The organism is Micromonospora sp. NPDC004336 (assembly GCF_053602615.1).
Genome location: NZ_JBSGDY010000013.1, coordinates 39,040 through 52,010 on the forward strand (window position 1 = coordinate 39,040; position 12,971 = coordinate 52,010).

Sequence of the window (12,971 nt, forward strand, 5' to 3'; positions counted from 1 at the left end):
CACCACCGTTGGCGTGGACACACCACCCGCCGTGGACCACCGGGATCCGGAGTCGCGGCTGCGGGCCCTGTTCGACACCGGTTCGTTGCGGTTGATGGCGCCGCGGGACACGTCCGGCGTCCTGTGGGCGCGGGGCGAGATCGACGGCACGCCGGCGATCGCGTACGCCACCGACGCCACCAGGATGGGCGGGGCGATGGGCACCGAGGGGTGCCGGCACGTCGTCGACGCGATCGACACCGCCGTGCGCGAGCGGGTGCCGGTGCTGGGCCTGTGGCACTCCGGCGGCGCCCGGCTGGCCGAGGGTGTGGTGGCCCTCGACGCGGTGGGCCAGGTGTTCGCCGCGATGGTGCGCGCGTCGGGGCGGGTGCCGCAGATCTCGGTGGTCCTGGGCCCGGCGGCCGGCGGCGCGGCGTACGGGCCGGCGCTGACCGACGTCGTGGTGATGAGCGGGGCGGGCCGGATCTTCGTCACCGGCCCGGAGGTGGTGCGCAGCGTCACCGGCGAGCAGGTGGACATGGAGCGGCTGGGCGGGCCGGAGCCGCACGGCCGCCGCTCCGGCGTGGTCCACGTGACCTGCCCCGACGACGAGTCGGCCCTGGCCGAGTCCCGCCGGCTCGCCGCGCTGCTGGGCCGGCAGGGCAGGCTCTCGCCGGACGACGTGACCGACGGCGACGGCGGGCACGACCCGGCCGCGAAGATGCCCGCCGAGCCCAACCGGGCCTACGACGTCAGGCCGGTGGTCAAGGCGCTGCTGGACGCCCCCGGGGTGGAGCTGCACGCCAAGTGGGCGCCGAACGTGGTGACCACGCTGGGCCGCTTCGCCGGCCGTACGGTCGGGGTGATCGCCAACAACCCGCTGCGCCTGGGCGGCTGCCTGGACGCCTCCAGCGCCGAGAAGGCGGCCCGGTTCGTGCGGATGTGCGACTCCCTCGGCGTGCCGCTGATCGTGCTGGTCGACGTGCCCGGCTACCTCCCCGGCCTCGGCCAGGAGTGGGACGGCGTGGTACGCCGCGGCGCGAAGCTGCTGCACGCCTTCGCCGAGGCGGTGGTGCCGCGGGTGACCCTGGTGACCCGCAAGGCCTACGGCGGGGCGTACATCGCCATGAACTCGCGCTCGCTCGGCGCCACCGCCGTGTTCGCCTGGCCGAACGCGGAGGTCGCGGTGATGGGCGCCAGCGCGGCGGTCAACATCCTGCACCGCAGGAAGCTCGCCGCCGCACCGCCCGAGGAGCGGGAGGCGCTGCGCGCCCAGTTGATCGAGGAGCAGACCCGCGTCGCGGGCGGCGTCAACCGCGCCCTGGAGATCGGCGTGGTGGACGACGTGATCACGCCGGCGGAGACCCGTCGCCGGATCGCCGAGGCGCTCGCCGCCGCACCGGCGGCCCGGGGCGCGCACGGCAACATCCCGCTGTAGCCGCACGTACCGTCGAGGGGCCCGCGCTCGCCGGCGCGGGCCCCTCGCGTCGCTCAGCCCCGGTTGCGCGGGTGCTGGCGGGCGGCCCGCTCGTTGCCCCGGCGGTAGTTGCCGGTCCACCGCGCCATCACGAGCTGCGGGTCGTCGTCGACCTCGGCGAGGAACTCCGCCGCCCGGCCGCCGCGCAGCGTGCCCGCCGCCCGCCCCCGATGGGTGATCACCACGGTGCCGTCCGACCGCTCGACGTACGCGAAGCCCTCTGCCGTCCCCATGCCCGCAGAGGGTGCCAGGCGCGGCGGGCGGACGCCAGCCGGTTTTGCGGGTTGACTCTCCAGCGGCTGGAGACGGGAGGCTCTCGGCGTGGACGACCGCACCGAACTGTTCACCATCGGGCAGCTCGCCCGCCGGACCGGCCTGTCGGTCCGGACCATCCGCTTCTGGTCCGACCTCGACCTGCTGCCGCCCACCGCCCGGTCCGCCGGCGGCTACCGGCTCTACGACGCGGCGGCCGTGGCCCGGCTGGACCTCGTACGCAGCCTGCGGGAGCTGGGCATCGGCCTGGACGACGTCCGCCGCGTCCTGCACCGGCGGACGAGCGTCCGGGAGGTGGCGCAGGCGCACGCCAGCGCCCTGGACGCGGAGATCCGGACGCTGCGCCTGCGCCGGGCGGTGCTGCGGTCGGTCGCCCGACGTGGCAGCACGACCGAGGAGTTGAGACTGATGAACGACCTGGCCCGCCTCTCCGCCCGGGAGCGGCAGCAGATCATCGACGACTTCGTCGCCGAGGTGTTCGCCGGCGTCGAGCCCGGCCCCGAGGGCGAGGGGCTGGCCCGGGCGATGCGGACGCTCCCGGCCGACCTGCCGGACGAGCCCACCGACGAGGAGGTGGACGCCTGGGTCGAGCTGGCCGAACTGGTCGCCGATCCGGCCTTCCGCCGGCGGGTCCGCGCGATGGCGGTCGCCGGCGCCGAGGGCGCCGCCACCCCGCCCCCGCAGCCGATGTCCTCGATCGAGTCGGCGCGCGCCGCGCTCGACGCCGGCATCGCGCCGGACTCGGCGCGGGCGCGGGCCGTGCTCGACGGGATGGTCGATCCGGCGCTGTCCCGCCGCGAACGGCTGGCCCTCGCGGACGACATCGAGGCGTTCACCGACCGACGGGTGGAGCGGTACTGGCAGCTCATCGGCGTACTCAACCGGCGGCCACCGTTCCCGCCCGCCGTGCCGGCGGTGGAGTGGCTGGTCGCCGCCCTGCGCGCGGCCGCCTAGGTCAACCGGGTTGACGTCGGCCGGCCGCCCCGCTTTGATGGGCCGGCTGTTCATCGTCAACGGGAAATGGACACATGCGACGACGTACCCGCGCCGTGCTCGCGGCGCTGACCCTCACGCTGGCTGGCGGCTGCGCCGACCCGGAGCGGGAGACCCCCACGGCCGGCGGCTCGCCGTCGGCCGCGCCGAGCCCCACCGCCTCGCCGGTGACCCCGGGGCCGCCCTGGCACGACGAGGTGGCGGCGGCGCCCGCCGGCACCACCGTCGGGAAGAAGGGGTCCCCCTGCGCGCTGCCGGTCACCTTCTCCCTGCCGGAGAGGTGGAAGGTGGAGGCGGTGCGGGGCTCGACCGAGTTCGGCGAGCCCACCGTCGGCAAGGCCACCCTGCTGTGCGAGCTCAACGCCCGACCCACCGGCGACCTCGGATTCATCCGCGTGTGGCGCGTCGACGGGGTCGCCGGCGGCGCCGAGGAGCACCTGAAGCACTTCGTCGGGGCGTACGCGCCGAAGGCGTCGGGCGCGCAGTACCGACGGCTGCGCGCCGGCACCGTGGACGCCGTGGAGGCGACCTACACGGTGGACGGCGACACCGACCGGGCCGTCGCGCTCTCCTCGCTCTACGGCCCGGTCGTGCTGAGCCTCGACACCTCGGATCCGGCGGACCTGCTGCCGGCGTACCAGTTGGCGAAGCAGTCGGCCCGGATCAACCGCGACTGATCCGGTCAGTCGGCGCAGGTCGTGGCGGGCAGGCCGGGCACCGGCACCGGGGACCGGCCGCCCGGCCGCGCCTTGCCGGCCAGCACCCCGGCGAGGGCGGTCATCGACGCCCGGCTGGAGGAGTACGTCGCCAGCAGGGTCGGCGACTTCGCCTTCGCCAGCACGTACGGGGTGTCCATCGCGACGGTGACGGCGGCGTCGGCGCGCAGGTCCCCGGCCCCGTCGCCGTACCCGACCAGGTGCACCACCGTTCCGCCGCTGGGCACCACCCTCACCCCGGCCGCGGTGAGCGCCTCGGTCAGCGCCGCCCGGGTGTGGTCCCGCCCGCCGGAGGACGTGACGGTCACCGGGCCCCGGACCGCGCCGCCGCAGCTGCCCCGGAGCACGGTCACGGCCGCCGCGGCCAGGTCCTCCGCCGCCTTGCGGTGCGCCGGGTCGCCCAGCGTGGACAGCTCGGGCGCGGGCCGGTCGGCGAGCTTGAACTTCATCGTCAGCACCCGGGTCGCGGCGTCGACGAGGCGGGCCCGGGGCAGCGAGCCGTCGCGGAGCGCGGCGAGCAGCCCGTCGTACGCCTGGCCGACGTGCGGCGGCATCAGGATCAGGTCGTTGCCGGCCTTCAGGGCGCGCACCGCCGCCTCCCCCGGCGACCAGCGCTTCGCCGGCGGCATGTTCATCCCGTCGGTGATCACCACGCCCTGGAAGCCGAGCTGACCGCGCAGCACGTCGGTGAGCAGCTTCTGCGAGAAGGTCGCCGCGGTGCCCGGGTCCACCGCCCGCGCGTCGAGGTGGGCGGACATGACGGCCATCGCGCCGGCGTCGATGCCGGCCGAGAAGGGCGGCCAGGCGCCGGTCTCCAGCGTCTTGCGGGGCTGGTCGAGCACCGGCAGGTCCTTGTGCGAGTCGGCGGCGCTGTGCCCGTGGCCGGGGAAGTGCTTGACGGTGGCGGCGACGCCCGCCGCCTGCAACCCGCGGACCGCGCCGGCCACCTGCGCGGCCGTCGCCTTCGGGTCGGCGCCGTACGACCGGGAGCCGATCACGGTGCTGCGGGTGGCGAGCACGTCGGCGACCGGGGCGAAGTCGAGGTTGACGCCCATGGCGGCGAGTTCGGCGCCGGCCGCCCGCCACGCGGCCTCGGTGAGCTCGGGCTTCCCGGCCGCGCCGGCGGCGAGGGCGCTGGGCAGCAGCGTCACCCCGTCGGTGATCCGGGTGACCACGCCGTACTCCTGGTCGGTGCCGATCAGGAACGGCGCCTGGCCGGCGGGCAGCCGGCCGGCGGCCTCCCGCAGGCCGGTGGTGAGCTCGCGGACCTGCTTCGGGTTGTCGACGTTCGTCGTCTCCTGGTTGCCCTTGGTGGGGTCGTCGGCGCTGAAGCCGACCAGGATCAGCCCGCCGAGCCGGTACTTCGCGATCATCTCGGCGGGGGTGTCCACCCCGCCCAGTGCCTGGTTGCCGGCCTTCGAGCCGGCCGAGACGCGGGTGGCCGCGTCGCCGTAGGCGTAGGGCATCAGCACCTGACCGACCAGGTCCTCGTCGGCGAGCGTGCCGACCAGGGCGGCGGCCCGCGCGGCCGGCTCGGCGGCGGGGGCGCTCGCGCCCGGCGTCGCGCCGGCCGGCGCGGCGGGACTCGTCGGCGCGGGGTCGGGGCGGCGCTCGGCCGGCCCGGAGCAGCCGGAGACGAGCAGCGCGGTCAGGACGGCGAGCGCGACGCCGGCACGTCGCGGGGTAGTCGACACGGGGCCCATCCCACCAGTTCACCCCTTATCGGGGCAACTTGACCTCTGCCCGTGCCGGGGCGGGAGCGTCCGACCCGGGCGTCGGGGGCGCCCGGCCCGGGCGTCGGGGGCGCCCGGCCCGGGCGTCAGCCGACGCGGGTGAGCAGGGTCACCGGCGCGCCGTCGCCGGCGAACCGGTAGGGCTCCAGCTCGGCGTCCCAGGCGGTGCCGAGCGCCTTGTCGAGCGCGTGCGCGAGGGCCTCCGGCGCCCGCGCGCCCGCCATCAGGCTACGCAGCCGGTCCTCGCCGAGCTGGATGTCGCCGGCCGCGCCCACGGTCGCCCGGAACAGGCCGCGACCCGGGACGTACATGAAGCGCTCGCCGTCGGCGCCGGGGCTCGGCTCCTCGGTGACCTCGAAACGGATCATCGGCCACTGCCGGAGGGCAGCAGCCAGCTCGGCGCCCGTCCCCAGGCGACCGGTCCACCCGCACTCGGCCCGGCGGGCGCCGGGGTCGACGGGCTGAGCCGTCCACTGCAGGTTGACCGGCGCGGCGAGGACGCGCGCGATCGCCCACTCGACGTGTGAGCACACGGCGAGCGGGGTCGAGTGGACGTATACGACGCCACGCGTTGGCACGGTGACCTCCCGGAGAGCGAGGTGCGTCTTCCCCTACGACCTCGGTCAACCAGGCGGTTCTGCAACACATGATGACTGGTGTGACGGATGGTGCGCCAGGGAATCGGAAAATTCGCCGGCGGAATAGTCGGACGGGTGACAGCCGTTGAGCCCCACGGACGCGATGACCAGCCAGGGATCGTGGTCGTGTACAGTTCCATCGGCGGCCTGTGCCGCGCACATCTTCCGCGGGCCCACTCCACCAGGTGCCGTCCGCACAGCCCCCGGACGTTCCGTCCTCCCGTACGTCTTGCAAGGAGTACCTCCGTGGCGAGCAACACCTCTAAGACCGCGCGCGCGTCAGTCCGGGCCGGCCAGGCTGGCCAGGGTGGCGCCCTCAGCGTGCTGGGCGAGTTCAAGTACGTCATCCCGCTCAACGGCGGCAAGCACGCCTACGTGCGGAACCTGACCAACGGCAAGACCGCGCACCTGCGCACCGACTCCGAGGCGTTCGTCGAGGAGATCCGGGTGCTGGCCGCCGCCGGCCACGCCGCCAAGATCCGGGCCGAGCTCAGCACCCTGAACGCCGCCCACCCGGGCGACGGCTGGGACGCCACCGAGAAGCGCCTGGTCGAGGCCGGCGTCTTCGAGGGCTGAGCCCTTCCCCACGCGACACCTGGACCGCCCGTCGGGATCATCCCGGCGGGCGGTCCTCTTTCGCGTGCGGGCCCCTCCCGGGCAGTTCAGCCCGCCAGCAGGGTGACCTCGCCGGTGGTCAGGTCGTAGAGGGCGCCGACCACCGCCAGCCGGCCGGCGGCGACCGGTCCGGCGAGCGCCTCGTCGCCGCGCAGCGCGGCCACGGTCCGCAGCACGTGCCGCCGGATCGCCACCGGGTGCGCCCGGGGGTCGTTGACGCCGGCCTCGGTCACCGCCGGGGCGATCTGGTCGACCAGGTGCGCCAGCGCGCCGCCCGGCGTCCGGCCGCCGCGCAGCGCGTCCACCGCCGAGGCGACCGCGCCGCACCGCTCGTGCCCGAGCACCATCGCCAGCGGCACGCCCAGCTCGCCGACCACGTACTCGATGGAGCCGAGGACCGCCCGGTCGAGCACGTGCCCGCCGGTGCGGATCACGCAGATCGAGCCGAAGGTCTGGTCGAAGATCGCCTCCAGCGGCACCCGCGAGTCGATGCAGCCCAGCAGCACCGCGTACGGCTGTTGGTCGCCGGAGGCCGCCGCCGCGGCGGCGGTGACGTCGTGGCCGTGGACCGGCTGGCCGCTGACGAACCGGCGGTTGCCGGCGAGCAGCTCCGCCAGCGCGGCGCGGGGCGTGCCGCCGGCGGCGCGGCCGGGCGGTGGTGCCTGCGGCGACCCCATGCCCCCAGCTTGGCGGCCCGGGGCCGCGCCCGGACGCGGGTTGCGAATCTTCTCACCGGCACGGTTGGCGTGGTCTCATGGGGGGTAGCCGGTGTTACCGCCGGGTTTCCCCGGTGTTGCGGACCAGCGCGGCCTGGGGAGGTGGCGATGCCGGAGCACGTCGAGGTACGTCTTCCCGACGACGTACGCCTGCACGTCGAGGCGACCGGGCCGGCGGAGGCCGAGGTCACCGTGGTGCTGCTGCACGGCTGGACGCTCGACGGGCGGGCCTGGCACAAACAGCTCGCCGACCTGCGGGAACGCTTCGGCGGCGCGGTGCGGGTGGTGGCGTACGACGCCCGGGGGCACGGCAGGTCGAGCTGCATGGCGCTGCCCACCGCCACCCTCGCCCAGCTCGGCGACGACCTCGCCGCGGTGCTCGACGAGGTGGCCCCGACCGGCCGGGTGGTGCTCGCCGGCCACTCGATGGGCGGCATGACGATCATGGAGTACGCGCACCGGCACCCCGAGCACTTCGCGGCCCGGGCCGCCGGGTTGGTCTTCGTCTCCACGACCGCCGAGGGGCACACGCACACCGCGTACGGCCTCTCGCCCCGGATCGCCCGCCTGATCCGGCTGGCCGAGACCACCGGGGCCGGCGTGCTGGCCCGGTGCGGGTCCTGGCGACCGCCCCGGGCGCTGCTGCGCGCCCTGCGCCCCAGCATCCGCTGGATGCTCTTCGGCGACCGCTGCGACCCGCACGACATCCGGCTGGTCACCTCGGCGGTGGCCCGCGCCTCGCTGCGCTCGATCGGCGGCTTCCGCGCCTCGATCGGGACGCAGCACCGCCTGGACACCCTCGCCCGGCTCGCCCACCTGCCGGCCGCCGCGCTGGTCGGCGACCGGGACCGGCTCACCCCGCCGCCCTGCGCCGAGTCGATCGCCGCCGCGCTGCCGGCGACCGAGCTGACCGTCTGCCCGGGCGCCGGGCACATGCTGATGATGGAGCGCCCCGACGAGGTCAACGCGGCGCTCGGCGGCGTCCTCGGCCGGGTGCTCGCCGGGGCCCCGGCGCCCGCCCCGCAGGGCTGACCCCGCCGCCTGCCGTCCCGGCGCGCCCTGCCGACTGCCGCCGGAGCGCCGGCGCGGACCCGTCCCGCGGGTGACGCGCGATCCTTTCCCGCACCTCAGGCGCCGCAGGTTGCGCGGGAGCCGTACCCTCTTGCGGTTGGCCTGGCGCGGTTCGCGCGGTTCGCGTCGCCCGCCGCCGACGTCGGGAGGAGCGACCGTTGAGCGACCAGACCACCCTGGCGCAGGAGACCGCCGTCGAGCAGCGGCACCTCGACCGGGTGTACGCCCGGCTGGCCGAGCTGCGCCGGTCGGCGGTGCGCGCCGAGAAGGAGGGCTACCGGCTCGCCCGGGTGGGCACCTTCGGGGCGCTGGTCGAGCGGGACGCGATGGTGTTCCACGCCGCGCAGCGGCGGCACGTGCTGGACGCCGAGCACGAGGGGCTGGTGTTCGGGCGGCTGGACCTGCGCGACCGGCAGGTGCTGCACGTCGGGCGGCTCGGCATCCGGGACGAGGACGCGACGACCCTGGTGGTCGACTGGCGGGCGCCGGCCGCCGCCGCCTTCTACCAGGCCACCCCGGCGCAGCCGCTGGGCGTGGTGCGGCGGCGGACGATCCAGTCCTCCGGCGAACGGGTCACCCGGATCGAGGACGACCTGCTGGACCCGGGTGCGGCGCCCGCCGACATGGCGGTGGTGGGCGACGGCGCGCTGCTCGCCACGCTCTCGAAGGCCACCGGCCGGGGCATGCGGGACATCGTCGCCACCATCCAGCGGGAGCAGGACGAGGCGATCCGCTCCCCCGGCTCGGGCGTGACGATCGTGTCGGGCGGGCCGGGCACCGGCAAGACGGCGGTGGCCCTGCACCGGGCCGCCTACCTGCTCTATTCCGACCGCAGCCGGTACGCCGGCGGGGGCATCCTCGTGGTCGGCCCGTCCTCGGTGTTCGTCGAGTACATCGCCTCGGTGCTGCCCTCGCTCGGCGAGGACACCGCCACCCTGCACTCGCTGGGCACCCTCTTCCCGGGGATGAGCGCGACCCGCACGGACCCGCCGGCCGTGGCGGCGGTCAAGGGCTCGCTGCGGATGCGCCGGGTGCTGGAGCGGGCCGCCCGGGACGCGGTGCCGGGCGGGCCGGGCGAGCTGCGCCTGCTCTACCGGGGCACGCTGCTCCGGCTGGACCGCCGGGAGCTGGACGCCGTCCGGGACCGGGCGATGCCCCGGGGCGCCCGCCGCAACGAGGTGCGCCGCGCCGGCTTCGACGGGGTCCTCGCCGCGCTCTGGGCGCAGGCCCGCCGGCTGGGCATCGGCCGGCTGCCGGAGCAGCGCGCGTTCGAGGACGAGATCATCGAGCGGCCGGAGTTCCGGGAGTTCCTCAAGGCGTGGTGGCCGCGGCTGCACCCACGGCACGTACTCGGCTGGCTGGCCCGCCCGGAGCGGCTGCGCCGGTACGCCGGCGGGATCCTCTCCGGGGCGGAGATCCGGCTGCTGGGCGACGCGTACCGGAGCCTGGACTCCGCGGGGCTGACGGTCGCCGACATCGCGCTGCTCGACGAGCTGGACGCGCTGCTCGGCAAGCCGGTGAAGCCGGCCCGGCCGAGGCGCGACCCGTTCCAGCTGGCCGGCGGGGTCCGCGAGCTGAGCACGCACGCCGACCGGCAGCGCGCCGCCCGCGAGGCGGCGCGGCAGCGCCCGGAGGACTACCGGGAGTACGCGCACGTCGTGGTCGACGAGTCGCAGGACGTCTCGCCGATGCAGTGGCGCATGGTGGGCCGGCGCGGGCGGCTGGCCTCGTGGACGGTGGTGGGCGATCCGGCGCAGACGGCGTGGACCGGGGACCCCGACGAGCTGGCCCGGGCCCGGGACCAGGCGCTGGGCCGGCGTAGGCGGCACCACTTCACCCTGACCACCAACTACCGCAACTCGGCGGAGATCTTCGCGGTGGCGGCGGCCGAGATCCGCCGGCTGCACCCCGACCTGCCGCTGCCCGTCGCCGTGCGCTCCACCGGCGTCCACCCGGTCGAGCTGGTGGTGCCGCCGGCGGGGCTGGAGACCGCGGTGGTGGAGGCGGCCACCGCGCTGCTCGCCGAGGTGGAGGGGACGGTCGGCGTGATCACGCCGGTGCCCCGCCGGGACGAGGTGGCGGGGTGGCTGGGCGGGCTGGGGGCGCCGCGCCTGCAGGTGGTGACCAGCCTGGAGGCCAAGGGCATGGAGTACGACGGGGTGGTCCTGGTCGCGCCGGGCGAGATCCGGGCGGACCCGGGCTCGGGGGTGCGGACGCTCTACGTCGCGCTGTCCCGGGCCACCCAGCGGCTGACCACCGTCGACCCGGTCGGCTGAGCCCCCGGCCGCCGGGCGGTCACTTGCACATATTGCGATGTGAACATAGCTTGGACGCGGGTCCGGACGGGTGACGGAGGTGGACGCGTGGGCGCAGGTCATGACCACCACCACGGGTCGGTCGCGAACGCCGCGCACCGCCACCGGGGTCGGCTCTGGGCCGCGTTCGCGCTGCTCGCCGCCCTGATGGTGGTGGAGGCGGCAGCCGCCTTCCGCACCGGCTCGCTGGCCCTGCTCAGCGACGCCGGGCACATGTTCACCGACGTGCTCGGCATCGGCATGGCGCTCGCCGCGATCACCGCCACCCGGCGGGCCGGCGCGGACCCGCAGCGCACCTTCGGCCTCTACCGGCTGGAGGTGCTGGCGGCCCTCGCCAACGCCGTGCTGCTCTCCGGCGTCGCGGTCTACGTGGTCGTCGAGGCGGTACGCCGGTTCGGCGACCCGCCGGAGGTGCTCGCCGGCCCGATGCTCGCCGTCGCCGTGCTCGGCCTGCTCGCCAACGTGGGCGCCTTCGCCCTGCTGCGCTCCGGCGCCAAGGAGAGCATCAACCTGCGGGGCGCGTACCTGGAGGTGCTGGGGGACCTGCTGGGGTCACTCGGCGTGATCGGCGCGGCCCTGCTGATCACCGCCACCGACTGGTGGTGGGCCGACCCGGTGGTCGCCGTGGCGATCGGGGCGTTCATCCTGCCCCGCACCTGGCGCCTCGGCCGCGCCGCGCTGCGCATCCTGGTGCAGGCGGCCCCGGAGCACCTCGAGGTCACCAGGGTGCACGACCGCCTGGCCGCCGTGCCCGGCGTCGCCGAGGTGCACGACCTGCACGTCTGGACGTTGACCTCCGGGATGGAGGTGGCCTCGGCGCACCTGACGACCGAGCCGGACGCGGAGGTGGGCGCGGTGCTCAGCGCGGCCCGGACGGCCCTGCACGACGACTTCCAGATCGAGCACGCCACGTTGCAGGTCGAGCCGGGAGCGTCCCCCGGGGTCTGCGGGTCGGTTGAGTGGTAATGAGCACAACCTTAAATCTGGGAGAGTATTGTCGACTTATGTCGGATTTGACGGTAAGCGGACAGGCACCCTCAGTCACACCCGCTGCATCAGTCACACCGGCACCGGTAGGCTCGGACCCGGCCCTCGCCAGGCGGCACCCACCGGTGCCGGCGACGGCCGCCGCCTAATCGCCCGGCGGGGCGAACCGGGGAACCATGTTCGTGGGGTGCATCCGCGTCAGCGGTAGGGATCTTCCGTCCCGAACCCGTCAGCTAACCCGGTCGGCGGCTGACGGAAGGACACGTGTATGCCAGTGATGGCACCTGTACGACGACGCGCCGCCCGGATGGCGGCCATGATCGCCGCGACGCTCGCCCTCGGCGCCGCGGTCGCCCCGGTCACCGCCGCCCCGGCGACGGCCGCCCCCCGCGCCGGCCTGCCGGCCGCGGCACCCGGACAGGACGCGGAGGGCGGCACCCCCGCCCTGCGGGCCCAACTGGAGGCCGCCAGCAAGGGCTACCTCGACGCCAAGCGGGCCCTCGACACCTCGGTCAAGCGGCAGCGGCAGCTCGCCGCGCAGCTCAAGACGACCGAGACCGAGCTCGCCGAACGGGCGGCCAAGGTCGGCGAGATCGCCGGGGTGGCCTACCGCACCGGCCGGCTCGGCGCCGCGTCCGCGCTGCTCAACAGCAACTCGCCGGACGGCTTCATGGACCGGGCCGCCGCCCTCGACGCGGTGGCCGCCAACGAGGACCGCGCGCTGCGCGACCTCCAGGAGACCCGCGACGCGGCCGTCCGCACCAAGCTCGCGCTCGACGGCGAGATCCGCGAACAGCGCAAGCAGGTCACGCTGATGGCCAAGCGCAAGGAGCAGGCCGAGCGGGCGCTGACGGTGGCCAACCGGAAGCAGCAACAGCAGTCCGCCGGGAGCGGCAGCGCGCCGCGCGGCACCTCGACCGCGACGGCGAAGCCGGCGCCGCGCAACTCCGACGGCTCCTGGCCGTCCGAGTCGTGCAGCGTCAACGACCCCACCCCCGCCAACGGCTGCATCACCCCGCGCACCCTGCACGCGCTCAACCAGGCCAAGGCGGCCGGCTTCACCCGCTACGTCTCCTGCTACCGCCCCGGCGGCTCCGGGGAGCACCCGAAGGGCCGGGCCTGCGACTTCGCCGCGCAGAAGGGCGGCTTCGGCGGCGACGCCACGGGCGGCGACCGGACGTACGGCAACAACCTGGCGACGTACTTCGTCAAGAACGCCGACCGGCTCGCCGTGCTCTACGTGATCTGGTACAGGCAGATCTGGCTGCCGAGCAGCGGGTGGAAGTCGTACAGCGGCGCCAACGGCGACCCGTCCAGCGACCACACCAACCACGTGCACCTGTCGGTCTACTGACGCCCCACGGCCCCGGTGACCCGCCCGTCGGGTCGCCGGGGCCGCGCCGTGCGTACGGCCGCTCGGCCCATGGGACCGCATCCCGCGCCGGGTGCCGGACCGTC

The 12,971-nt window shown here is 75.6% G+C and carries 12 protein-coding genes and 1 riboswitch; of the genes, 8 read left to right on the forward strand and 4 right to left on the reverse strand.

All coding sequences use genetic code 11. The features are described 5' to 3' along the window. The first annotated feature begins 31 nt into the window (after nucleotides 1–31). A complete protein-coding gene (locus ACWENR_RS05310) occupies nucleotides 32–1,417 on the forward strand; it encodes an acyl-CoA carboxylase subunit beta (RefSeq protein ID WP_452275837.1) in 1,386 nt (461 codons plus the stop codon). Nucleotides 1,418–1,470: 53 nt separating this feature from the next. Here the strand turns inward: ACWENR_RS05310 and ACWENR_RS05315 are convergent, their stop codons facing one another. Beyond that, nucleotides 1,471–1,689, reverse strand: a complete 219-nt coding sequence (locus tag ACWENR_RS05315; RefSeq protein WP_393001792.1) for a hypothetical protein — start codon at nucleotides 1,687–1,689, stop codon at nucleotides 1,471–1,473. Nucleotides 1,690–1,777: 88 nt separating this feature from the next. Between ACWENR_RS05315 and ACWENR_RS05320 the strand changes: the two genes are divergently transcribed. Continuing rightward, a complete protein-coding gene (locus ACWENR_RS05320; protein ID WP_452275811.1) occupies nucleotides 1,778–2,683 on the forward strand; it encodes a helix-turn-helix domain-containing protein in 906 nt (301 codons plus the stop codon). 74 nt (nucleotides 2,684–2,757) lie between these two features. Further along, on the forward strand, nucleotides 2,758–3,399 hold the full coding sequence (locus ACWENR_RS05325; protein ID WP_452275812.1) for a lipoprotein: 642 nt from the start codon (nucleotides 2,758–2,760) through the stop codon (nucleotides 3,397–3,399). A gap of 5 nt (nucleotides 3,400–3,404) precedes the next feature. Here the strand turns inward: ACWENR_RS05325 and ACWENR_RS05330 are convergent, their stop codons facing one another. Next, nucleotides 3,405–5,141 (reverse strand): glycoside hydrolase family 3 protein, encoded by a 1,737-nt coding sequence (locus ACWENR_RS05330; protein ID WP_452275813.1) that lies wholly within the window; start codon nucleotides 5,139–5,141, stop codon nucleotides 3,405–3,407. A 116-nt stretch (nucleotides 5,142–5,257) separates the two neighbouring features. Beyond that, a complete protein-coding gene (locus ACWENR_RS05335) occupies nucleotides 5,258–5,749 on the reverse strand; it encodes a DUF3145 domain-containing protein (RefSeq protein ID WP_452275814.1) in 492 nt (163 codons plus the stop codon). Between the two features lie 306 nt (nucleotides 5,750–6,055). Here ACWENR_RS05335 and ACWENR_RS05340 point away from each other — a divergent pair, with 306 nt between their 5' ends. Continuing rightward, nucleotides 6,056–6,385, forward strand: a complete 330-nt coding sequence (locus ACWENR_RS05340) for a hypothetical protein (RefSeq protein ID WP_452275815.1) — start codon at nucleotides 6,056–6,058, stop codon at nucleotides 6,383–6,385. Between the two features lie 86 nt (nucleotides 6,386–6,471). Here the strand turns inward: ACWENR_RS05340 and ACWENR_RS05345 are convergent, their stop codons facing one another. Further along, nucleotides 6,472–7,101 carry a carbonic anhydrase gene (locus ACWENR_RS05345; protein WP_452275816.1) on the reverse strand — a complete coding sequence of 210 codons (630 nt, stop codon included), beginning with the start codon at nucleotides 7,099–7,101 and terminating at the stop codon, nucleotides 6,472–6,474. A gap of 147 nt (nucleotides 7,102–7,248) precedes the next feature. Here ACWENR_RS05345 and ACWENR_RS05350 point away from each other — a divergent pair, with 147 nt between their 5' ends. The 4 genes from ACWENR_RS05350 (at nucleotide 7,249) to ACWENR_RS05365 (ending at nucleotide 12,867) form a co-directional block, all read left to right on the forward strand. After that, complete coding sequence (locus ACWENR_RS05350; protein WP_452275817.1) at nucleotides 7,249–8,172, forward strand: alpha/beta fold hydrolase; 924 nt, start codon at nucleotides 7,249–7,251, stop codon at nucleotides 8,170–8,172. Between the two features lie 197 nt (nucleotides 8,173–8,369). Next, complete coding sequence (locus ACWENR_RS05355; RefSeq protein ID WP_452275818.1) at nucleotides 8,370–10,487, forward strand: HelD family protein; 2,118 nt, start codon at nucleotides 8,370–8,372, stop codon at nucleotides 10,485–10,487. Nucleotides 10,488–10,574: 87 nt separating this feature from the next. After that, nucleotides 10,575–11,492 carry a cation diffusion facilitator family transporter gene (locus ACWENR_RS05360; RefSeq protein ID WP_452275819.1) on the forward strand — a complete coding sequence of 306 codons (918 nt, stop codon included), beginning with the start codon at nucleotides 10,575–10,577 and terminating at the stop codon, nucleotides 11,490–11,492. A gap of 153 nt (nucleotides 11,493–11,645) precedes the next feature. Next, nucleotides 11,646–11,777, forward strand: a riboswitch (cyclic di-AMP (ydaO/yuaA leader). 13 nt (nucleotides 11,778–11,790) lie between these two features. Beyond that, nucleotides 11,791–12,867, forward strand: a complete 1,077-nt coding sequence (locus tag ACWENR_RS05365; protein WP_452275820.1) for a coiled-coil domain-containing protein — start codon at nucleotides 11,791–11,793, stop codon at nucleotides 12,865–12,867. The last annotated feature ends 104 nt before the right edge of the window (nucleotides 12,868–12,971 follow it).

What these genes read in the sequence shown, in the direction of transcription:
- ACWENR_RS05325 (WP_452275812.1), top strand. Translation starts at nt 2,758, where the DNA reads ATGCGACGACGTACCCGCGCCGTGCTCGCGGCGCTGACCCTCACGCTG.
- ACWENR_RS05350 (WP_452275817.1), top strand. Translation starts at nt 7,249, where the DNA reads ATGCCGGAGCACGTCGAGGTACGTCTTCCCGACGACGTACGCCTGCAC.
- ACWENR_RS05315 (WP_393001792.1), bottom strand. Translation starts at nt 1,689, where the DNA reads ATGGGGACGGCAGAGGGCTTCGCGTACGTCGAGCGGTCGGACGGCACC.
- ACWENR_RS05330 (WP_452275813.1), bottom strand. Translation starts at nt 5,141, where the DNA reads ATGGGCCCCGTGTCGACTACCCCGCGACGTGCCGGCGTCGCGCTCGCC.
- ACWENR_RS05365 (WP_452275820.1), top strand. Translation starts at nt 11,791, where the DNA reads ATGGCACCTGTACGACGACGCGCCGCCCGGATGGCGGCCATGATCGCC.
- ACWENR_RS05345 (WP_452275816.1), bottom strand. Translation starts at nt 7,101, where the DNA reads ATGGGGTCGCCGCAGGCACCACCGCCCGGCCGCGCCGCCGGCGGCACG.